Source organism: Streptomyces sp. NBC_00258, assembly GCF_036182465.1.
Lineage (GTDB): Bacteria > Actinomycetota > Actinomycetes > Streptomycetales > Streptomycetaceae > Streptomyces.
The window spans coordinates 7,377,160-7,397,393 of record NZ_CP108081.1; the positions used below are offsets into that span (position 1 = coordinate 7,377,160).

The 20,234-nt window shown below is 68.6% G+C and carries 14 protein-coding genes and 2 rRNA genes; 9 read left to right on the plus strand and 7 right to left on the minus strand.

Features of this window, described 5'->3' with window-relative positions; all coding sequences use genetic code 11:
• The first annotated feature begins 157 nt into the window (after positions 1-157).
• Positions 158-3,279 (plus strand): 23S ribosomal RNA (locus OG718_RS32945).
• A gap of 96 nt (positions 3,280-3,375) precedes the next feature.
• Positions 3,376-3,492: ribosomal RNA gene (gene rrf, locus OG718_RS32950) — 5S ribosomal RNA — on the plus strand.
• A gap of 105 nt (positions 3,493-3,597) precedes the next feature.
• On the opposite strand, the gene OG718_RS32955 is transcribed toward rrf, so the two are convergent.
• From OG718_RS32955 to OG718_RS32975, 5 genes are read right to left on the minus strand one after another with little or no spacing between them, the layout of a single operon-like run.
• The gene (locus OG718_RS32955; RefSeq protein ID WP_328845881.1) at positions 3,598-4,908 is read right to left on the minus strand and encodes a DUF58 domain-containing protein; all 1,311 of its coding nucleotides are present in this window, start codon (positions 4,906-4,908) and stop codon (positions 3,598-3,600) included.
• Positions 4,908-5,897, minus strand: coding sequence for an AAA family ATPase (locus OG718_RS32960; protein ID WP_328847877.1), 990 nt, complete (start codon positions 5,895-5,897; stop codon positions 4,908-4,910). The genes OG718_RS32955 and OG718_RS32960 overlap by 1 nt, the downstream gene beginning before the upstream one ends.
• Positions 5,897-7,114 (minus strand): DUF4350 domain-containing protein, encoded by a 1,218-nt coding sequence (locus tag OG718_RS32965; RefSeq protein WP_328845882.1) that lies wholly within the window; start codon positions 7,112-7,114, stop codon positions 5,897-5,899. Before OG718_RS32965 ends, OG718_RS32960 begins: the two co-directional genes overlap by 1 nt.
• Positions 7,111-7,860, minus strand: coding sequence for a DUF4129 domain-containing protein (locus tag OG718_RS32970; RefSeq protein WP_143632789.1), 750 nt, complete (start codon positions 7,858-7,860; stop codon positions 7,111-7,113). Before OG718_RS32970 ends, OG718_RS32965 begins: the two co-directional genes overlap by 4 nt.
• A gap of 4 nt (positions 7,861-7,864) precedes the next feature.
• Positions 7,865-9,286, minus strand: a complete 1,422-nt coding sequence (locus OG718_RS32975; RefSeq protein ID WP_328845883.1) for a glycerophosphoryl diester phosphodiesterase membrane domain-containing protein — start codon at positions 9,284-9,286, stop codon at positions 7,865-7,867.
• A 140-nt stretch (positions 9,287-9,426) separates the two neighbouring features.
• On the opposite strand from OG718_RS32975, the gene mtnA reads away from it, so the two are divergent.
• The 7 genes from mtnA to OG718_RS33010 all read left to right on the plus strand — a co-directional run bounded on the left by mtnA (position 9,427) and on the right by OG718_RS33010 (position 18,204).
• Entirely contained in the window at positions 9,427-10,572 is a 1,146-nt protein-coding gene (mtnA, locus tag OG718_RS32980) for an S-methyl-5-thioribose-1-phosphate isomerase (protein ID WP_143632785.1), read from the plus strand.
• A gap of 8 nt (positions 10,573-10,580) precedes the next feature.
• On the plus strand, positions 10,581-11,270 hold the full coding sequence (gene mtrA / locus OG718_RS32985; RefSeq protein ID WP_188114266.1) for a two-component system response regulator MtrA: 690 nt from the start codon (positions 10,581-10,583) through the stop codon (positions 11,268-11,270).
• Between the two features lies 1 nt (position 11,271).
• The gene (gene mtrB, locus OG718_RS32990) at positions 11,272-13,347 is read left to right on the plus strand and encodes an MtrAB system histidine kinase MtrB (RefSeq protein WP_143632783.1); all 2,076 of its coding nucleotides are present in this window, start codon (positions 11,272-11,274) and stop codon (positions 13,345-13,347) included.
• Positions 13,337-15,184 carry an LpqB family beta-propeller domain-containing protein gene (locus OG718_RS32995; RefSeq protein ID WP_143632780.1) on the plus strand — a complete coding sequence of 616 codons (1,848 nt, stop codon included), beginning with the start codon at positions 13,337-13,339 and terminating at the stop codon, positions 15,182-15,184. The genes mtrB and OG718_RS32995 overlap by 11 nt, the downstream gene beginning before the upstream one ends.
• A 152-nt stretch (positions 15,185-15,336) precedes the next feature.
• On the plus strand, positions 15,337-16,221 hold the full coding sequence (locus tag OG718_RS33000; RefSeq protein WP_328845884.1) for a ComF family protein: 885 nt from the start codon (positions 15,337-15,339) through the stop codon (positions 16,219-16,221).
• 314 nt (positions 16,222-16,535) lie between these two features.
• Complete coding sequence (hpf, locus tag OG718_RS33005; protein WP_373466239.1) at positions 16,536-17,228, plus strand: ribosome hibernation-promoting factor, HPF/YfiA family; 693 nt, start codon at positions 16,536-16,538, stop codon at positions 17,226-17,228.
• 229 nt (positions 17,229-17,457) lie between these two features.
• Positions 17,458-18,204: a response regulator gene (locus OG718_RS33010; protein WP_143632772.1), complete on the plus strand. Its 747-nt coding sequence runs from the start codon at positions 17,458-17,460 to the stop codon at positions 18,202-18,204.
• 113 nt (positions 18,205-18,317) lie between these two features.
• On the opposite strand, the gene OG718_RS33015 is transcribed toward OG718_RS33010, so the two are convergent.
• Both OG718_RS33015 and OG718_RS33020 read right to left on the minus strand, forming a co-directional pair.
• Complete coding sequence (locus OG718_RS33015; RefSeq protein WP_328845885.1) at positions 18,318-19,520, minus strand: winged helix-turn-helix domain-containing protein; 1,203 nt, start codon at positions 19,518-19,520, stop codon at positions 18,318-18,320.
• A 91-nt stretch (positions 19,521-19,611) separates the two neighbouring features.
• Positions 19,612-20,190 (minus strand): GNAT family N-acetyltransferase, encoded by a 579-nt coding sequence (locus tag OG718_RS33020; RefSeq protein WP_328845886.1) that lies wholly within the window; start codon positions 20,188-20,190, stop codon positions 19,612-19,614.
• Positions 20,191-20,234 lie beyond the last annotated feature (44 nt).

The following is a 20,234-nucleotide window of genomic DNA, read 5'->3' on the forward strand; positions in this document are numbered from 1 at the left end:
ACGAGTGGCGAGGGTGCCGGGCACGCTGTTGGGTGTCTGAGGGTACGGACTTTATGTCTGGATCTTCAGTGCCGGCCCCGGTGAAAATCTGCTTCGGCGGGTTGTGACGGGTGGTTGGTCGTTGTTTGAGAACTGCACAGTGGACGCGAGCATCTGTGGCCAAGTTTTTAAGGGCGCACGGTGGATGCCTTGGTACCAGGAACCGATGAAGGACGTGGGAGGCCACGATAGTCCCCGGGGAGCCGTCAACCAGGCTTTGATCCGGGGGTTTCCGAATGGGGAAACCCGGCAGTCGTCATGGGCTGTCACCCACATCTGAACACATAGGGTGTGTGGAGGGAACGCGGGGAAGTGAAACATCTCAGTACCCGCAGGAAGAGAAAACAACCGTGATTCCGGGAGTAGTGGCGAGCGAAACCGGATGAGGCCAAACCGTATACGTGTGAGACCCGGCAGGGGTTGCGTGTACGGGGTTGTGGGATCTCTCTTTCACAGTCTGCCGGCTGTGAGACGAGTCAGAAACCGTTGGTGTAGGCGAAGGACATGCGAAAGGTCCGGCGTAGAGGGTAAGACCCCCGTAGTCGAAACATCAACGGCTCGTTTGAGAGACACCCAAGTAGCACGGGGCCCGAGAAATCCCGTGTGAATCTGGCGGGACCACCCGCTAAGCCTAAATATTCCCTGGTGACCGATAGCGGATAGTACCGTGAGGGAATGGTGAAAAGTACCGCGGGAGCGGAGTGAAATAGTACCTGAAACCGTGTGCCTACAAGCCGTGGGAGCGTCGCTGTATGTGCTTGCACATACAGTCGTGACTGCGTGCCTTTTGAAGAATGAGCCTGCGAGTTTGCGGTGTGTTGCGAGGTTAACCCGTGTGGGGAAGCCGTAGCGAAAGCGAGTCCGAACAGGGCGATTCAGTAGCGCGCTCAAGACCCGAAGCGGAGTGATCTAGCCATGGGCAGGTTGAAGCGGCTGTAAGAGGTCGTGGAGGACCGAACCCACCAGGGTTGAAAACCTGGGGGATGACCTGTGGTTAGGGGTGAAAGGCCAATCAAACTCCGTGATAGCTGGTTCTCCCCGAAATGCATTTAGGTGCAGCGTCGTGTGTTTCTTGCCGGAGGTAGAGCACTGGATAGGCGATGGGCCCTACCGGGTTACTGACCTTAGCCAAACTCCGAATGCCGGTAAGTGAGAGCACGGCAGTGAGACTGTGGGGGATAAGCTCCATGGTCGAGAGGGAAACAGCCCAGAGCATCGACTAAGGCCCCTAAGCGTACGCTAAGTGGGAAAGGATGTGGAGTCGCAGAGACAACCAGGAGGTTGGCTTAGAAGCAGCCACCCTTGAAAGAGTGCGTAATAGCTCACTGGTCTAGTGATTCCGCGCCGACAATGTAGCGGGGCTCAAGCGTACCGCCGAAGTCGTGTCATTTCAGCATATAGGGCCAACGCCCGCTGGGATGGGTAGGGGAGCGTCGTGTGCCGGGTGAAGCCGCAGCGGAAGCTAGTGGTGGACGGTTCACGAGTGAGAATGCAGGCATGAGTAGCGATACACACGTGAGAAACGTGTGCGCCGATTGACTAAGGGTTCCTGGGTCAAGCTGATCTGCCCAGGGTAAGTCGGGACCTAAGGCGAGGCCGACAGGCGTAGTCGATGGATAACCGGTTGATATTCCGGTACCCGCTGTGAAGCGTCAAACAGTGAACCAGGCGATGCTAAGTCCGTGAAGCCGCCCTGGAGCCTTCGGGCAAAGGGGAGTGGTGGAGCCGACGGACCAGACCTGTAGTAGGTGAGTGATGGGGTGACGCAGGAAGGTAGTCCAGCCCGGGCGGTGGTTGTCCCGGGGTAAGGGTGTAGGACGTCAGGTAGGTAAATCCGCCTGGCAATAGTCTGAGACCTGATGCCGAGCCGATTGTGGTGAAGTGGATGATCCTATGCTGTCGAGAAAAGCCTCTAGCGAGTTTCATGGCGGCCCGTACCCTAAACCGACTCAGGTGGTCAGGTAGAGAATACCGAGGCGTTCGGGTGAACTATGGTTAAGGAACTCGGCAAAATGCCCCCGTAACTTCGGGAGAAGGGGGCCATCACTGGTGATCCGTTTTACACGGTGAGCTGGGGGTGGCCGCAGAGACCAGCGAGAAGCGACTGTTTACTAAAAACACAGGTCCGTGCGAAGCCGTAAGGCGATGTATACGGACTGACGCCTGCCCGGTGCTGGAACGTTAAGGGGACCGGTTAGTGCACTTTCGGGTGTGCGAAGCTGAGAACTTAAGCGCCAGTAAACGGCGGTGGTAACTATAACCATCCTAAGGTAGCGAAATTCCTTGTCGGGTAAGTTCCGACCTGCACGAATGGCGTAACGACTTCTCGACTGTCTCAACCATAGGCCCGGTGAAATTGCACTACGAGTAAAGATGCTCGTTTCGCGCAGCAGGACGGAAAGACCCCGGGACCTTTACTACAGTTTGATATTGGTGTTCGGTTCGGCTTGTGTAGGATAGCTGGGAGACTGTGAAGTCATGGCGCCAGCCATGGTGGAGTCGTCGTTGAAATACCAGTCTGGTCGTGCTGGATGTCTAACCTGGGTCCGTGATCCGGATCAGGGACAGTGTCTGATGGGTAGTTTAACTGGGGCGGTTGCCTCCTAAAGAGTAACGGAGGCGCCCAAAGGTTCCCTCAGCCTGGTTGGCAATCAGGTGTTGAGTGTAAGTGCACAAGGGAGCTTGACTGTGAGACCGACGGGTCGAGCAGGGACGAAAGTCGGGACTAGTGATCCGGCGGTGGCTTGTGGAAGCGCCGTCGCTCAACGGATAAAAGGTACCCCGGGGATAACAGGCTGATCTTCCCCAAGAGTCCATATCGACGGGATGGTTTGGCACCTCGATGTCGGCTCGTCGCATCCTGGGGCTGGAGTCGGTCCCAAGGGTTGGGCTGTTCGCCCATTAAAGCGGTACGCGAGCTGGGTTTAGAACGTCGTGAGACAGTTCGGTCCCTATCCGCTGTGCGCGTAGGAATATTGAGAAGGGCTGTCCCTAGTACGAGAGGACCGGGACGGACGAACCTCTGGTGTGCCAGTTGTCCTGCCAAGGGCATGGCTGGTTGGCTACGTTCGGGAGGGATAACCGCTGAAAGCATCTAAGCGGGAAGCCTGCTTCGAGATGAGTATTCCCACCAACTAGATTGGTTAAGGCTCCCAGTAGACGACTGGGTTGATAGGCCGGATGTGGAAGCCTCGTAAGGGGTGAAGCTGACCGGTACTAATAGGCCGAGGGCTTGTCCTCAGTTGCTCGCGTCCACTGTGTTGGTTCTGAAACCACGAACAACCCCATACCCGTGTGGCCACGCGGTGTGGTGCGGTATTCACAGTTTCATAGTGTTTCGGTGGTCATAGCGTGAGGGAAACGCCCGGTAACATTCCGAACCCGGAAGCTAAGCCTTACAGCGCCGATGGTACTGCAGGGGGGACCCTGTGGGAGAGTAGGACACCGCCGAACAAATTTTAATGGGAAAGCCCCCGCACTTCGGTGCGGGGGCTTTCTTGCGTTCAGGGGTACTTTTCATGGCGGATTCCTTTTTTCGCCCCTGCATTTCTGCAGTATTCAGAGGCGTCCCGCTGCCTTGAGTGCCAGATATGCATCCGCCAAGGCCGGCGGGAGGTCGTTCGGGGTCGCGTCGACGACAGTCACTCCGTGGCGGGTGAGTTGTTCCGCGGTGCGATGACGTTCTGCCTGGGCCTGCGCCGCCGCGGCGGCCTCGTACACGGCTTCGGTGTTTCCTCGTGCCGCTGCCATGCGCTCTATGTGGGGGTCGGACACCGAAGCTACGAGGACTGTGTGGCGGTGGGTTAGGCGGGAGAGTACGGGAAGCAGGCCTTCCTCGATGGGGGCCGCGTCGAGGGTCGTGAGGAGCACGATCAGGGAGCGGCGGGGGGCCGTGCGGAGAGCGGTGGAGGTCAGGCCGCGGGCGTCCGTTTCGAGGAGTTCCGGTTCGAGGCGGGCCATGGCGTTGACCAGGGAGGGAAGGACATCGCCTGCGGACCGGCCCTGGACGAGGGCTCGTACGCGGCGGTCGTATGCGAGGAGGTCCACGCGGTCGCCGGCCCGGGAGGCCAGGGCTGCGAGGAGGAGGGCCGCGTCCATGGAGGCGTCGAGGCGGGGGATGTCTCCGACGCGGCCGGCTGAAGTGCGGCCAGTGTCGAGGATCAGGAGGATGTGGCGGTCGCGTTCGGGGCGCCAGGTGCGTACGGCGACCGTGGTCTGGCGGGCGGTGGCGCGCCAGTCGATCGAGCGGGTGTCGTCGCCGGGGACGTACTCGCGGAGGCTGTCGAATTCGGTGCCCTCGCCGCGGGTCAGGACGCTGGTGCGGCCGTCGAGTTCGCGCAGTCGGGCCAGCTTCGAGGGGAGGTGCTTGCGGCTGGTGAAGGGGGGCAGGACGCGTACCGTCCAGGGGGCTTTGTGGCTGCCCTGGCGGGCGAAGAGGCCGAGAGGGCCGTACGAGCGGATGGTGACGCGGTCCGCGTGGCGGTCGCCGCGGCGGGTGGGGCGCAGTCGGGTCGTCACGCGTCGGCGTTCGCCTGCGGGGACCGTGAGCTCGTGGCGGGACGCGGCGATCTCCGTGCCGGGCTGCCAGCTGCTCGGGGGCCAGGCGTCGCGGATGCGGGCGCGCAGGGGGCGGCTGGACGGGTTGGTGACCGTGAGGGTGACGTCGGCTGTTTCGCCGAGGCGTGCCGAGGTGTCGCCGGAGCGGGTCAGGCCGAGGCGGCGTACGGGGGCTGCGAGCGCGAAGTCGCAGGCGCAGGCGAGGGCCAGCGGGGCGTTCACGGCGAGGATGCCCGTCCAGCTGGGTTCCCAGATGCCGACGGGGAGGGTGCCGAGGGCCGCCAGGAGGGCGGCGCGTCCGGTGAGGGCCATCAGCGGGGTACGGGGACGTGGGCGAGGATCGCGTTGATGACCGAGTCGGCCGTCACGCCCTCCATCTCTGCTTCCGGGCGGAGTTGGATGCGGTGGCGCAGGGTCGGGAGCGCGAGGGCCTTCACGTCGTCGGGGATGACGTAGTCGCGGCCGGTCAGCCAGGCCCAGGCGCGGGCCGTGGACTGGAGTGCCGTCGCGCCGCGCGGGGAGACGCCGAGCGTGAGGGACGGGGATTCGCGGGTGGCGCGGCAGATGTCCACTACGTAGCCGGTGATATCGGGGGAGACCGAGGTCTTGGCGACTGCCGCGCGGGCGGCTTCGAGGTCTGCGGGGCCGGCGACGGGGCGTACGCCGGCGGCGCGCAGGTCGCGCGGGTTGAAGCCCTCCGCGTGGCGGGTGAGGACGTTGACCTCGTCCTGGCGGGACGGGAGAGGGATCGTCAGCTTCAGGAGGAAACGGTCCAGCTGGGCTTCGGGGAGGGGGTACGTGCCTTCGTACTCGACCGGGTTCTGGGTCGCGGCGACCAGGAACGGCTCGGGGAGTGGGCGGGGAGTGCCGTCGACCGTGACCTGGCGTTCCTCCATCGCTTCGAGGAGCGAGGACTGGGTCTTGGGCGGCGTGCGGTTGATCTCGTCGGCGAGGAGGAGGTTCGTGAAGACCGGGCCCGGCTGGAAGGAGAACTCGGCGGTGCGGGCGTCGTAGACGAGGGAGCCCGTGATGTCGCTCGGCATCAGGTCCGGGGTGAACTGGACGCGCTTGGTGTCGAGTTCGAGTGCGGATGCCAGGGCGCGGACGAGCAGGGTCTTGGCCACTCCGGGGACCCCTTCCAGCAGGACGTGTCCGCGGCAGAGGAGGGCGACGACGAGGCCGGTCACGGCGGGGTCCTGGCCGACCACGGCTTTGGCGATCTCGGCGCGCAGGGCTTCCAGGGAGGCGCGGGCGGTGCCCGGATCCCCGGTGTACCCGGCGTTGTCAGTGGTCGGGTCCATCATGGACGGCGTACCTCTCTTTCGAGGGCGTCGAGTTGGTCGGCGAGAGAGATGAGGGCCGCGTCGTCGCGGGGTGGCGGCCCGAAGAGGAGTGAGTGCAGGGCCTGTCCTTCCCGGCGGAGCTGGGCGGACAGGGCGGGGAGCAGGGCCTCGGGCGCGTGCGCCTGGGCGGGGGATACGCCGACGAGGGGGGCGAGGCGGGTGCGGGTGGTGGAGCGCAGAGCCGCGGCGGCGCGGTCGCGGGCGTTGGACTTGCGGTAGAGGCGGGCGCGGCCTTCGACGGTCTCGGAGGCGCGGATCGCGACGGGGAGTCTCTCGGGCACGAGTGGGCCGAGGCGGCGGGCGCGCCAGAGGGCGGCCAGGAGCGCGGCGATGAAGAGCTGCAGCGTGCCCCAGAGCCAGCCGGAGGGCATCAGGTCGAAGAAGCTGCGGTCACCGGCGTCGGTGGCCGAGTCGTCGGAGAGCGAGGGGAGGTACCAGACCAAGTGGGGGCGGGAACCGAGCAGTTGGAGGGCGAGCGAGGCGTTGCCCTGCTTGTCGAGGTGTTCGTTCTGGAGGATGTCGGGAGCACCGAGCACGACGGTGTCGCCGTTGCCCTCGGCTGCCGGGACGCGCACCAGGGTGGGCAGGCCGTCGCTGGGGTAGCAGGCGTCGGCGTCGGGTGCGCTCGTGGTGTAGCGGATACCGCCGGTTTGTGCGTTGCCCGCTCGCCGGGCTGCGGGCAGGGCACAGCCGGGCGACAGCGTGGAGTCGAAGCTGGGCGCGGGGTCGGCGTCGACTCCGGGAGCGAGGGTGCCGACGGAGGGGGCGCTGGGGGCGACGAGGAGGGTGCGGCCGCCGGAGTTCGTGAACGCCGAGTGGAGGCGGTCCTGCTGGCGGTCGGTCAGCAGATCGGGGCGTGCGACCACCAGGGTCGTGTCGGAGCCGGCGGCGGCTCCGGCCTCTTCCAGGGTGGTGATCACGCGCGTGGACACACCTCGGTCTGCGAGGAGTTCTGCGACGGCGCGGCTGCCGGAGGGGTCTGCGGAGCGCGGGTCGAGGCTGCCGCCCTGGGCGTCCGAGCGGACCGCGGCGATGGCCACGGCCGCCGCCAGGAGGACCACGAGCGCGAGCACGACACCGCGCGTGCGGGTCCACAACTGGCGGGCGGTGGGAGAGGCCGAGGTGGACGGAGGGGTGGCCTCGGGCGCCTCGGGTGCGGAGGCCTCGGTGGTCACTCGGCGGCCCCCTGGCGGGCGTTGTGGGCCGTGCTGTGGGTGCTGCTCGCGAGGACCGGCCTGGTGCGTTCCAGGTCGCGGTCGAGTTGGGAGAGGCGTTGGTACGTATCCGAGCCGGCCGTTCGTCCGCCGTACGTCACGTCGTCGAAGTCCCGGGCGGCGGCGCGCAGTCGGTCCGTGTGGGCGGGGAGGGTGCGGCCAGCTTCGGCGGCGGCCTCGTCGGCGGTTCGGCCGGGACGGGGGTCGAGCAGGGCGCGCTCCTCCAGGGAACGCACGATGGCGCGCATGCGCTCCTGGACGGCTTGGTTCCAGTGGCCCTGGGCCGCGTGTGCCTCGGCCGCCGCGCGGTGCTCGGCTGCGCTGCGCGGACGGTCGTCGAAGAGCGGGGCCGCTGACGTCGGGCCGCGGCGTGGGGTGCCAAGGCGCCACCAGAGGGCGCCGATGACTGCCACGGCGACCAGGGCGACGACGAGGAGGCCGAGTGCGCCGCCCGGTGTTGCGGAGGAGGCGGCGCTGAACAGCTTGTCCACCCACTCCCAGAAGGCGTTCAGGGCACGTTCGAGCAGGCCGGGGTCGTTCTCGTGGTACATCCGCTTGGACAGTTCGCGCCGGGCGGCCTCCCGCGCGGGGTCGCGCGGGATCGTTACCGGCGGTTCGCCTTCGCTGCGCGACAGCGCGCGTACTGCCGTCTCGTTGGCGCGTGGCAGCGCCAGTACCGCTGTGAGAACTCCCCCCGCCAAACCCACTCCGTCAGCTCCCCGGCGTGCCGGAGCCGTATTCCTGGACACCGGCCGCGCGGGCCAGGTCGAGGTCGAGGGCCTCGCGGCGGATGCGCTGGTCGATGTAGAGGAGCACGGAGACGCCGGCGGTGATCGGGAACGTGAGCATGGAGCCGATCACCGAGCCGATCCCGCTGATGACGAGGAACGTCCAGCCGAGGTCGCCCGTACCGGTGTTGAGGAAGCCGGTGACGCCCTCGCCGCTGAGTGCGGAGGCGAGGAAGGCGAAGGGGATCACGATGATCGACGCCACGATGTTCGCGATGATCGTGGCGAGCAGCTGGATGCCGAAGACCCGCCACCAGGAGCCGCGGACGAGCTTCGCCGAGCGGCTCATCGACTTGAAGACGCTCTGCTTCTCCAGCATCAGGGCGGGCGAGGCCAGCGAGAAGCGGATCATCAGCCAGAGCGCGACGACGGCAGCGGCCAGGCCGCCGAAGACGGCGAGTGCGATGGCGCCGTCACCTCCGCCGGCGAGGCCGACGAGGATGCCGGGCAGTGTGCCCAGGGCGCCGACCGTGATGGCGATGAGCGGGAGCAGGAAGGTCAGCCCGAAGAGCTTGGGCAGCTGCGGCCGGGCGTCGCGCCAGGCTTCCGCGGTGGTCACCGACTTGCCGAGCACGGCGCGGCTGGTCACCGTCGTGAGCAGGGCGGTAGCCACGATCGTGCCGAGCAGGGTGATCAGCAGGACGACGCCGGAGTTCAGGAGACTGTCGCCCAGGGCGCGCGACAGTTCGCCGGCGGTGGCGCTGGGGTCGTTGAGGGTGTCCGTGCTGGCGCTGTCGTCCAGGACGAGGCCCTGGAGCAGGATCACGGCGATCTGAGTGAAGACCGCGACGGTCAGCGAGATACCGAGCACGGTGCGCCAGTGCGTGCGCATCGTCGACACGGCGCCGTCGAGGATCTCGCCGACGCCGAGCGGGCGGAGCGGGATGATGCCGGGCTTGGCCGCGGGCGGGGGACCGCCCCAGCCGCCTCCCCAGCCCGGGTGTCCGCCGGGGCCGTAACCGCCGGGGCCTCCGTAGCCACCAGGGCCGCCGGGACCTCCGTAGCCGCCGTACGGGCCGGGGCCGGCGGGCGGTTGGCCGCCCCAGCCGGGACCCGCGGGGGGCGGGCCGCCCCAGCCGGGGCCGGGCGGGGGTGGTGGCGGGGCCTGGGGCGGGGTGTCCTGAGGGCTGCCGGGGGACGGCCACTGGGCCGGTGGGGGCTGCTCCTTGGACCACTTCGGGCCGGGGCCGGACGGGTCGGTGCCGGGTCGGCCCGGTTCGCCCGCGGGCTCCGTGGGACCGGGCCGGTCCGCGGGCTCGGCGGGGCCGGAAGCCGTCGGCTCCTGTCCGTTCTGCCCGTCGGAGGGGGCAGATCCGGGCGATGCCCAGCCCGGAGTGTCTTTCATCGTCGCTCCTTCACGGTGCCCGTCCGCGGTCGCGGCGGCAGGTTGGCAGCCATCGTGCCACGGTGCGGCCGGGAAGTGACCGGCTGCCGTATGGGCTGCACACCTTCAATTGTCCGGCCGGTACGGGGCAGACTGGTCGGATGGCTGATCAGTACGCGCAATCCAGCGAGAACAACCGGCCCACCGAGATACCGGCGATCCGGTGGGACGAGCCGCCGGAAGGCCCGGTACTGGTCCTCCTCGACCAGACGCGGCTGCCCGCCGAGGAGGTCGAGCTGGTGTGCACGGACGCACCCGCCCTGGTGGAGGCGATCCGTACGCTCGCCGTTCGCGGGGCGCCGCTGCTCGGCATCGCGGGGGCGTACGGCGTCGCGCTCGCCGCCGCGCGAGGGTTCGACGTGGACGAGGCAGCCGCCGCGCTCGCGAGTGCCCGGCCCACCGCCGTGAACCTCTCGTACGGGGCACGCAGGGCCCAGGCGGCCCACCTCGCGGTCCTGCGGGGCGGTGGTGACCAGAAGCAGGCCGCGGAGGCCGCGCTGGCCGCCGCGCGGGCACTCCACAAGGAGGATGCCCAGGCCAGCGCCCGGATGGCCACGCACGGGCTGGCGCTCCTCGACGAGCTGCTGCCCGGGGGAAACCACCGGATTCTGACCCACTGCAACACCGGTGCGCTGGTGTCAGGGGGCGAGGGCACGGCGTTCGCCGTGGCGCTCGCGGCGCATCGGGCGGGGCGGCTGCGCAGGCTCTGGGTGGACGAGACGCGGCCGTTGCTGCAAGGTGCTCGCCTGACAGCCTATGAGGCGGCGCGGACCGGAATGGCGTACACCTTGCTCACGGACAACGCGGCGGGATCGCTGTTCTCGGCGGGAGAGGTGGACGCGGTGCTGATCGGTGCCGACCGGATCGCGGCCGACGGTTCGGTGGCGAACAAGGTGGGGAGCTATCCGCTCGCGGTGCTGGCCAGGTACCACCATGTGCCGTTCATCGTGGTGGCGCCGGTGACGACGGTGGATCCGGACACTCCGAACGGAGCAGCGATCGAGGTCGAGCAGCGTGCCGGACATGAAGTGACGGAGATCACAGCACCCCAGGTGCCGGTGGCGGGAGCGGAAGCGGGAGGCGGGATACCGGTGGCACCCCTGGGGACCCAGGCGTACAACCCGGCGTTCGACGTGACGCCGCCCGAGCTGGTGACCGCGATCGTCACCGAGGAGGGCGCTGTTTCTCCCGTGACGGCTGAGGCGCTTGAAGAGCTGTGTGACAGGTCACGCCAGGTAACGATTTAGTTAATGGGATGATGTCGTTTATGAAGGGACGAGTCCTTGTCGTCGATGACGACACCGCACTGGCCGAGATGCTCGGCATTGTGTTGCGTGGTGAAGGTTTTGAGCCGTCTTTCGTAGCCGACGGCGACAAGGCGCTGGCCGCTTTCCGTGAGAGCAAGCCCGACCTGGTGCTCCTGGACCTGATGCTTCCCGGCCGGGACGGTATCGAGGTGTGCCGCCTGATCAGGGCGGAGTCCGGGGTGCCGATCGTGATGCTCACCGCGAAGAGCGACACCGTCGATGTCGTGGTCGGCCTGGAGTCGGGCGCGGACGACTACATCGTGAAGCCGTTCAAGCCAAAGGAGCTGGTGGCCCGGATCCGGGCCAGGCTGCGCAGGTCGGAGGAGCCGGCGCCCGAGCAGCTCGCGATCGGCGATCTGGTCATCGACGTGGCCGGTCACTCTGTGAAGCGGGACGGGGCGTCCATCGCACTGACCCCGCTGGAGTTCGACCTGCTGGTGGCGCTGGCCCGCAAGCCGTGGCAGGTGTTCACGCGAGAGGTGCTCCTGGAGCAGGTGTGGGGCTACCGCCACGCGGCGGACACCCGCCTGGTGAACGTCCATGTGCAGCGGCTGCGCTCCAAGGTCGAGAAGGACCCGGAGCGGCCGGAGATCGTGGTGACCGTCCGTGGCGTCGGTTACAAGGCCGGACCGAGCTGACATGTCCCGGGACAGTGCCGCTTCGGCGCCCGGCCAGCCGGGGACCCGCGCGGGGCGGCCTGTCGGCCGGAAGACGACGGGCTCCCGCTGGGGGCAGTTCACCGAGGGCGGGCTGCTGCAGGGCGGAGTCCAGGGCAGCCCGGTCCTTCGGCTGTTCATGCGCTGGGTGCGCCGTCCGCTGCTGCCCGTCATGCGGCTGTGGCGGCGCAACATCCAGCTCAAGGTCGTCGTCACGACCCTGCTGATGTCGCTGGGTGTCGTTCTGCTGCTGGGCTTCGTCGTGATCGGGCAGGTGCGCAACGGCCTGCTGGACGCCAAGGTGAAGGCCTCGCAGAGCCAGGCCACGGGCGGGTTCACGGTCGCCAAGCAGGAGGCCGACAGCGCGGCGGGCGCGGGCGGGGACGACGGCCCGGGCGCGGACGAGAACCCCGTGCAGAACGTGAGCGGGTGGATGAGCGCTCTCGTGGAGTCGCTGTCCAGCGGCGGCCAGGGCGCGTTCAGTGTCGTGACCCTCACCACCACCTCCGCCGACAGCGACAGCAGGGGCCTCGGACCACGTGCGTCGGGCTTCGTCGACTGGAGCCTCAGCGTGCCCGAGGACCTGCGTGACCGGGTCGACGAGGGCACGGGCGCCGCCCAGAGCTACACGCGCATCTTCTACACCAACGGCCAGGATTCCCAGCCGGCGCTGATCATCGGCACACAGCTCAACGACCCCAAGAACAACCCGTACCAGCTGTACTACCTCTTCCCGCTCACGCAGGAGGAGAAGTCGCTCAGCCTCGTCAAGGGGACGCTCGCGACGGCCGGGCTGTTCGTGGTGGTGCTGCTCGGGGCGATCGCCTGGCTCGTGGTGCGCCAGGTCGTCACGCCCGTGCGGATGGCCGCAGGGATCGCCGAACGGCTGTCCGCCGGACGCCTTCAGGAACGTATGAAGGTCACCGGCGAGGACGACATCGCGCGGCTCGGCGAGGCCTTCAACAAGATGGCGCAGAACCTGCAGCTGAAGATCCAGCAGCTGGAGGACCTGTCGCGGATGCAGCGGCGGTTCGTCTCCGACGTGTCGCACGAGCTGCGTACGCCGCTGACGACCGTCCGGATGGCGGCCGACGTCATCCACGACGCGCGCGTGGACTTCGATCCGATGACCGCACGGTCGGCCGAGCTGCTCGCCGACCAGCTGGACCGGTTCGAGACGCTGCTCGCGGACCTGCTGGAGATCAGCCGCTTCGACGCGGGCGCGGCGGCCCTGGAGGCCGAGCCGATAGACCTGCGTGAGGTCGTACGCAGGGTCGTCAGCGGGGCCGAGCCGCTCGCCGAGCGCAAGGGCACGCACATACAGGTCGTCGGGGACCAGCAGCCGGTGGTCGCCGAGGCGGACGCCCGGCGCGTGGAGCGGGTGCTGCGCAACCTCGTCGTCAACGCCGTGGAGCACGGCGAGGGCAAGGACGTCGTGGTCAAACTCGCCGCGGCGGGCGGGGCGGTCGCGGTCGCGGTGCGCGACTACGGAGTGGGGCTCAAGCCCGGCGAGGCGACCCGGGTGTTCAGCCGCTTCTGGCGGGCGGACCCGGCACGCGCGCGTACGACCGGCGGTACGGGCCTCGGCCTGTCCATCGCCCTGGAGGACGCGCGGCTGCACGGTGGCTGGCTGCAGGCCTGGGGGGAGCCGGGTGGCGGCTCGCAGTTCCGGCTGACGCTGCCGCGGACCGCGGACGAGCCGCTGCGGGGCTCGCCGATACCCCTGGAGCCCAAGGACTCGCGGCGCAACCGTGGGCTGAACGACGCGGGGCTGCCCCTCGGCGGCACGCAGAAGATGGCCACAGTGCCCGCGCAGCCCGTCAGTGAGCGTGCCGGGCCGCCGCCCATGCAGGCGCGCTCGCAGCTCGCCCCCCGGGTGACGGGCGCCGTGGATCCCGCGGCGCTGCCCGGCAACGGCGCGCGCGTGGTGCCGCGGCCCACCGCGGAGGTGCGTGGCCAGAGCACCGCGGCTGCGGAGGAAGCCCCGTCCGAGGACGGCCGGGGAACCGGTGGGGAGCCGGAACAGTTGAAGCAGGGGGAGGAATCACGTGGGCGCTGACCGCGATCGGGGCGGCCGTCGGCGTCCGGTGCGCCTGGTGGCGTACGGCGTCTGCGGAGCCCTGCTGCTGACCGGGTGCGCCTCGATGCCGGACGGCGGGGATCTGCGCGGGGTCGAAGCCTCGCAGCGGCCGGACCCGCAGGTCCGGGTCTTCGCCATGCCGCCGCGGGAGAACGCGCGGCCCGAGGAGATCGTGCAGGGCTTCCTGGAGGCGCTGACCAGCGACGATCCGGGGTTCGAGACGGCACGCAAGTACCTGACGGGCGAGGCGTCCAAGGAGTGGCGTCCCAACCAGTCGACGACGGTGCTCGCGGACGGGCCGAACACCGCGGCGGAGCACAGCGGCAGCCGGGAGGCGACCGGCGACTACGCCTACTCGCTGACCGGCACCAGGGTCGCCAAGGTGGACTCGCAGTTCGCGTACGAGCCGGCCGCGGGAACGTACAGCGAGTTCGTGCACCTCACGAAGCAGAAGGAGAAGGACGGCAGCAAGCAGTGGCGCATCGACGAGCTGCCGCAGGGCCTCGTGATGGGGAAGTCCGACTTCCAGCGCAACTACGTGTCCGTCAACAAGTACTACTTCGCGTCGAACACGTCGGGCGGGGCGGACAAGCGGCTCGGGGCGGTCGCCGACCCCGTCTATGTGCGTGAGCAGGTGGACCCGGTGACGCAGATGGTCCGCTCGCTCCTGAAGGGGCCGACGAGCTGGCTCAAGCCGGTCGTCAGGTCCAGCTTCCCCACCGGTACGGCGTTGAAGAAGGGCGTCAAGTCACTGACGCTCGACGACCAGAACCGGCTGACGGTGCCACTGAACGACAAGGCCGACCGGATCGACCAGTCCGTGTGCACGGAGATGGCGGCCCAACTCCTGTTCACCCTCCAGGACCTGACGCCCACGGGCATCGACGAGGTGGAACTGCAGCGTTCGGACGGTACGCAGTCGTGCGTGCTCGGCGCCGGCAACGCCGAGGTCTACGTCGCGCACGGCCCGGCGAAGCGTGCCGAGTACGAGTACTTCATCGACGGTGAGAAGAGGCTCGTCCGGATAGCGAGCGCGGGCAGCGAGCAGGAGCCCGAGCCGGTGCCGGGTGCGCTCGGCGACGGTGACAAGGCGCTGCGGGCGGCCGCGGTCTCGCGGGACGAGGACACGGCGGCCGGGGTGTCGCTCGACGGGCGCTCGCTGTACGTCGGGTCGCTCGCGTCGGGCGGTTCGCTCGGGGAGCCCGTGCTGCGCAGCAAGGCCAAGTCGGAGGACGACGGGCTGACGACGCCCAGTTGGGACACGAGCCGGAACCTGTGGGTGGCCGACCGTGACCCGAAGAGCTCCAGGCTGCTTCTGCTCGCGAAGGGCGCGGGTGAGCCTCTGGTGGTCACGACGCCCGGGCTCGAAGGGCGGATCGAGGCGGTGCGGGTGGCCGCCGACGGTGTGCGGATCGCGCTGATCGTGCGGAAGGACGACAGGACGACGCTGCTCATGGGGCGGATCGAGCGGCAGAACGGATCGGACGGGAAGCCGTCCGTCTCCATCCATGAGCTGCGGTCCGTGGCACCGCAGTTGGAGGAGGTCACCGCCATGTCCTGGGCCGGCGACAGCCGTCTGGTCGTGGTCGGACGCGAGGCCCGGGTCGTGCAGCAGATCCAGTACGTCCAGGTCGACGGCTCCACGCCGGTCGGCCCGGCACCCGCCGCGCTCACCGGTGTGAAGGAGATCGCCGCCTCCGAGGACGAACGGCTGCCCCTGGTGGCCCACTCGGAGGACGGGATCGTGCGGCTCTCGTCCGGGTCCCAGTGGCAGACGGTGGTCAAGACGGGGATGGCGCCGGTCTATCCGGGGTGAGCCCCGGCCTTGCCCGGACTGGCCGGTTTGCCTTCGCCCTCTGAGCGCCTCACTCGTGTGGGTGACAACGTCCTTGTGGTTGCGCGGAGTTGTCCACAGGGAGTTGTCCACAGGGGTGGCCGGGGCGCTCGGGCGTTGGCACAGTGGTGGGCATGCGGGGGTGGTGGCAGGACCTCACCGACCTGGTGCTGCCGGCCGAGTGCGGAGGCTGTGGGAGGCCTCGCACGGTGCTCTGCCCGGAGTGCCGTGCCGCCCTGACGGGGGCCGTACCGAGCCGGGTGCGACCGGAGCCGGAACCACCGGGGCTGCCGGTGGTGCACGCGGCGGCTCCGTACGAGGACGAGGTGCGCGCGGTGCTCCTCGCCCACAAGGAACGGGGTGCGCTGATGCTCGCGGGGCCTCTGGGAGCGGCGCTGGCTGGGGCCGTGCGGGCGGGGCTCGCGACCGGCGGCGGGAGCGGGGCCGCGGGGCTCGTGCCCGGCGGACCTGGCGGAGTGGTCGGCTCAGAGGCGTCCGTGGTGCTCGTTCCCGTGCCGTCCGCGCCCTGGGCGGTCCGGGCGCGGGGGCACGACCCGGCACGGCGGATCGCGCTCGCCGCGGCGGGTGAGCTGCGGCGTACGGGGACACCTGCCCGGGTACTCGCCGTACTGCGGCAGCGGCGTGCCGTGGCCGACCAGTCCGGGCTCAACTCCCGGCAGCGGCTGGACAATCTCGCCGGTGCCCTGGAGGTGCCCGCGGGAGGCGCGCGGCTGCTGGCCGGGGGCGGGCGGGTCGTGCTCGTCGACGACCTGATGACCACGGGCGCGTCCCTGACAGAGGCGGCACGGGCCCTGAGGGCCGTTCTCGTGGCGAGAACCGGTCCTTACGGCCGGGTAACACCCAAAGTGACTGGGGAAGGGATGTCTCAAGCGACGGCGACAGGTGTAGGCCGACCAGAAGCGGTCAGGGAAATGAGAGGTACGAACGGCGCCGAAGGCATGCTCGCAGCGGCTGTGGTCGCGGCGACTCCGGCATCTTTCGAAATAAACCGGAACTGACAGAGAAGTTGCGTCGTTGCAGGTAGTGAGAGGTTCTATTCACCTGAATGGAGGTACGCCGCAGTAGAGGGTGACGCCATCCGTCCAGGCGAGATATGTTCGGTTGTGAGGGAATGGCGGACGCCGCCCCTCGCATATCGGAATGCCGTGCCGTGGGTTTTCTGCAATCACCCGCGACAGTGGGTGGAGATCTTGCCCGCGGGGGAGGAGGAGGTGGAAGTCACCGAGTCCGAGGCTCCGGGAGTCGCTGGAGCCTGGTGCAAAAGGGAGATGCTCCGCCGTCGATGCGGAGTGATCCGGGAACGGAGTTCTGCGTGGACATCGTCGTCAAGGGCCGCAAGACCGAGGTGCCCGAGCGGTTCCGCAAGCACGTGGCCGAGAAGCTGAAGCTGGAGAAGATCCAGAAGCTCGACGGCAAGGTGATCAGCCTCGACGTCGAGGTGTCCAAGGAGCTCAACCCTCGACAGGCCGACCGCTCCGACCGAGTGGAGATCACGCTTCACTCCCGCGGTCCGGTGATCCGGGCGGAGGCAGCGGCAAGCGATCCGTACGCGGCGCTGGACCTGGCGGCAGACAAGCTGGAAGCACGGCTGCGCAAGCAGCACGACAAGCGGTACACACGCCGTGGCGCCCGCAGGATCTCGGCAGCCGAGGTCGCCGACCACGTCCCGGGCGCGGCAACGCTGAACGGGAACGGCAGTGTGGTCCACGAGGAAGAGCCCGAGGCCGTGCCGACCAAGAAGATCGGCTCGATCGAGGTGAAGGGTGACGGCCCCCTCGTCGTCCGCGAGAAGACACATGTCGCGTCCCCGATGACGCTCGACCAGGCGCTCTACGAGATGGAGCTGGTCGGGCACGACTTCTATCTGTTCGTCGACTCCGAGACCAAGGAACCGAGTGTCGTCTACCGGCGGCACGCGTACGACTACGGCGTCATTCACCTCAGTACCGACCCGATGGTCGCCAAGGCGCAGCAGGCCCCGGCAGGCGGGGCGCTGGGCGGCTGACCTCGCCCGGTCGGCTCCCCACGGCCTTCGGCCGGGGATCCCCACCGGTGCCCCTGGAGCGCCCGTGCGCCCCCAGGGGCACCGGTGTGCGACCCCTTAGTGCCCCGCTCTGTCGTCGCGTTGTCGCCCGGGCATGAAATCATGGCCGTACCGGCCCAACCGGTGGGCCGTTGCCTCGGGTTGGCGATGGCACAAGAAACACAGGCCACGGCCTTCAGGGGGAGGAACCATGGCGGACAGCTTCGGACCGATGCGTGACGAAGATGCCGACGACGGCGTCGTCGGCATGGGCCCGGACGCGGGGGCCCCACGCAAGGAACCCATCAGGGTCCTTGTCGTGGACGACCACGCCCTCTTCCGTCGCGGCCTGGAGATCGTGCTCGCCGCCGAGGAGGACATCCAGGTCGTCGGGGAGGCGGGTGACGGCGCGGAGGCGGTCGACAAGGCCGCCGATCTGCTGCCGGACATCGTGCTGATGGACGTACGGATGCCCAAGCGTGGCGGCATCGAGGCATGCACCTCCATCAAGGAGGTCGCGCCCAGCGCGAAGATCATCATGCTGACGATCAGCGACGAGGAGGCCGACCTCTACGACGCGATCAAGGCGGGGGCCACCGGGTATCTCCTGAAGGAGATCTCCACGGACGAAGTGGCCACGGCCATTCGTGCCGTTGCGGACGGGCAGTCGCAGATCAGTCCGTCGATGGCGTCGAAGCTGCTCACCGAGTTCAAGTCGATGATCCAGCGCACGGATGAGCGGCGGCTTGTGCCGGCGCCTCGGCTCACCGAGCGTGAGCTGGAGGTTCTCAAGCTCGTCGCGACCGGGATGAACAACCGGGATATCGCCAAGGAGTTGTTCATCTCCGAGAACACCGTGAAGAACCACGTGCGGAACATTCTGGAGAAGCTGCAGCTGCACTCCAGGATGGAGGCCGTGGTGTATGCGATGCGGGAGAAGATTCTTGAGATTCGTTGAGGGCGCCGTGGGGTCGGGGGCCGGTTCGTAGCTGCGGGCCGGTGGGGGCTTGTCGCGCAGTTCCCCGCGCCCCTCAACGGGGCGCTTGGCCTTCGCACTGCCGACTAGGACCCCTAGCCCAGCGTTCGGGCCAGTTCCGTTGTCAGGGCGTCTCGTAGGGCCGGGGTGTTCGCCCGCTCCACGCGGATGTTGGTGCAGTCGACCCAGGTGGCTGCTTCCAGGAGGGCCTGGGCCACTGCTGGTACTGCTTTGAGGCTGTCGAGGGTGACCTGCTTGGCGACCAGTGTGGTGCCCTCGCGGGCCGGGTCGACGCGGCCGACCAGGTGGCCGCCGGCGAGGACCGGCATGGCGAAGTAGCCGTAGACCCGCTTCGGCTTGGGGACGTAGGCCTCCAGGCGGTGGGTGAAGCCGAAGACGCGCTCCGTACGGGCCCGCTCCCAGACCAGGGAGTCGAACGGCGACAGGAGTGTGGTGCGGTGGCGGCCCCGCGGAGGTGTCTCCAGGGCCACAGGATCCGCCCAGGCGGGCTTGGACCAGCCCTCCACCGTGACCGGGACCAGACCGGAGTCCGCGAGCACCGCGTCGACCTGCTCGCCCTTGAGGCGGTGGTAGTCGGCGATGTCCGCGCGCGTGCCGACTCCCAGGGACTGGCCCGCGAGCCGGACCAGGCGGCGCAGGCACTCCGTGTCGTCCAGCTCGTCGTGGAGCAGGTCGCCGGGGATGGCGCGCTCGGCGAGGTCGTACACCCGCTTCCAGCCGCGGCGCTCGGTGCACACCACCTCGCCGTACATCAGCGCGCGCTCGACGGCGACCTTCGTGCCCGACCAGTCCCACCACTCGCTGGTCTTCTTCGCGCCGCCCAAGTCGGTGGCCGTGAGCGGGCCTTCGGTCCTCAGCTGCTTGATGACCTGTTCGTACGTGCCGTCCGGCAGCGCGTGGTTCCAGTGCGGGCGGGCGCGGTAGGCGCGGCGGCGGAACGCGAAGTGCGGCCACTCCTCGACGGGGAGGATGCAGGCGGCGTGCGACCAGTACTCGAAGGCGTGGGGGCGTGGCGGAGCCGTGCCGTCGGACGCGGGGGTCCAGTAGGCGCCGTCCACCGTCTTGCGGCCGACCGAGCCGAGGCGGGCGTACGGGATGAGTTCGTGGGAGCGGGCCAGGACGGAGATCGTGTCGAGCTGGACCGCGCCCAGGTGCCGCAGTACGCCTCGGACGCCGCCCCTGCGGTCCGGGGCGCCCAGGAAACCCTGGGCGCGCAGGGCGATTCGGCGGGCCTCGTCGGCGGAGAGTTCGGCGGTGGGGCGCGGCAGACTCGTCATGGTCCGCACGATATGCGGTGCCACTGACAGTCGGCTCTGAGCTGCGAGAACTGCCGGGGAGAGAGCCGGCGGACGGGCGGGCGCCGGGAGTTCAGCCCTGGTGTGGAGCGGGCAGGTAGGGCGCTGTCGACGGCAGTCCCAGGTCCGACGGGAGCAGGGATCCGACCCAGCAGTCGCGGCGTACGCCCTTGTTGTTGATGCCGGAGCGGAGGGTGCCCTCGACGGTGAAGCCGGCGCGTTCGGCGACCGCGCGGGAGCCCGTGTTGCCCACCTCGGCCCGCCATTCGACGCGGTCGATCGCCCGTTGGGTGAACGCCCAGCGGGAGGCGGTGAGGGCGGCCTCGGTGATGTAGCCGTTGCCCCGGTGTTCCTTCGTCGCCCAGAAGCCGATCTCGCCGACCCCCAGGGAGCGCATCGTGATGGCGAGCATGCCGGCGAGTTCACCGCCGACCGGCAGGAAGACACCGAACGTGAACATCGAGCAGTCCGCCCAGCCGTCGGGCACCAGCTGCTCCGTGAAGCCCACCGCGTGCTCGCGCAGATAGGGCGACGGGATCGTGGTCCAGCGCTGGATGTCGGGATCCTGGACGGCGTCGTACACGGCGTCGGTGTCGTGCGGTCCCACGGTGCGCAGCAGGAGCCGTTCGGAGGTCAGTGTGACGGGGTCCATCGGCCGATTCTGCTAGGGCTTCGGTGCGGAAGCCATAACTTTGG